Here is a 1423-nt window from a genome sequence, read left to right on the forward strand (position 1 = left end):
TGAACTGACCCCCAAATGTTGGACGGTTTAAGTTTATTTCAAGGACTGAGTTCTGTATTGCACAGGACTCAGTCCTTTTAGTTTAAGCTGAATTCTTTCATGATTGTAGTAGTGGATATACTCATGAATCTGTTTCTCTAACACCTCAATCGAGCCTGGCTTCTCAATATAAATAGTCTCACACTTTAGTGTACCGAAGAAGCCTTCCATCAGCGCATTATCGAGGCAATTTCCTTTCCTGCTCATACTTTGTTTAATCTGATGCTTTTTGAGCGTCTTTTTAAACGGCTTCATCTGATAATGCCATCCCTGATCTGAATGTAGCATTAGCTTCTTATGACGGCTGGCTTTAGTTTTTTCCAGTGCCTGACTTAGCATTCGACTTACTAAATCATAGGTCGGCCTTTTTGAGAGCGTATAACTAATAATCTCATTATTATAACAATCGAGTATCGGTGATAAGTATAATTTGTTATCACCGACCTTAAACTCGGTAATGTCAGTGAGCCAACGCTTAAAGGGTCTACTTGCCTTGAATCGACGCTTTAGATGATTGTTTGCTATTTTGCCTTGTTGTCCCTTATATGAGCGCCATTTTTGCCGTCGAATCCGTGCACTGAGCTTCAGCTGCTTCATAAGCTTGGCGATAAGTTTATGATTGTGATGAATCCCTAGCTGTTTTAGGGCGACCGTGATTCTACGATAGCCATATCTGCCTTTATGCTGGTGATAAAGGGTGGCGATATGCTGCTTTAAGTCGGCATACTTATCTTTATTCCACAGCTGCGCTCTATGGTAGTAGAAATTACTCCTTGCAAGGGTTGCTATGGTTAATAAGTCAGATAATAGATGCTGCTCTCTTAACTCTTCGATGAGCCTTGCTTTGTCGCAGCTTGTTCCCTTTCCCGAAGCCGTGCATCCAGCTTTTTTAGGTAGGCAATCTCCGCACGTAGATACTCATTCTCACGCTTTAATTCTGCTAGGGTCTTGTCATCATGTGGCTTGTCTGTGATAACTGGCTTGGTCATGGCGGTATTACCTTTACGTTTAGATGTGAGTCCAGACATACCGTAGAGTCGATAAGCTTTGTGCCAATGGCTGATGAGAGCAGGTGAGCTGATGTTAAACTTGAGCGCCGTTTCAGACTGACTTAAACCTTGTTCTAACATGATCATGATCACTTGGTATTTAAAATCGCTACTGTATTTAGCTTTACTCACCTTAGGCTTGATTGCGTCTATGCCACCATTTTGATATTGCTGGATCCACTTAGATAGTATCTTTTTATCAAGTCTGAATTTCTTCGCTGTCGCGACGCCAGTATGTCCTTGCTTGTAGTATGCAATCACTTTGAGCTTAAAGTCTAGATCGTAACGCATAAAAATACCCCAGAAGTTGTGTCCAACTTATGGGGTTCAGTTCA

At 41.6% G+C, this 1423-nt stretch carries 2 protein-coding genes; both read right to left on the reverse strand.

What is annotated here, in order from left to right; genetic code table 11:
• Positions 1–33: 33 nt before the first annotated feature.
• Positions 34–873 carry an IS3 family transposase gene (locus IP485_RS13655; RefSeq protein ID WP_320159141.1) on the reverse strand — a complete coding sequence of 280 codons (840 nt, stop codon included), beginning with the start codon at positions 871–873 and terminating at the stop codon, positions 34–36.
• Positions 861–1379, reverse strand: coding sequence for a helix-turn-helix domain-containing protein (locus IP485_RS13660; protein ID WP_198327766.1), 519 nt, complete (start codon positions 1377–1379; stop codon positions 861–863). The genes IP485_RS13655 and IP485_RS13660 overlap by 13 nt, the downstream gene beginning before the upstream one ends.
• Between the last annotated feature and the right edge of the window lie 44 nt (positions 1380–1423).

It is taken from the genome of Psychrobacter sp. NG27 (assembly GCF_016106655.1).
In the GTDB taxonomy this organism is placed as follows: Bacteria; Pseudomonadota; Gammaproteobacteria; order Pseudomonadales; family Moraxellaceae; genus Psychrobacter.

Coding starts and splice junctions, on each gene's coding strand:
- IP485_RS13660 (WP_198327766.1), bottom strand. CDS start 1,379: ATGCGTTACGATCTAGACTTTAAGCTCAAAGTGATTGCATACTACAAG.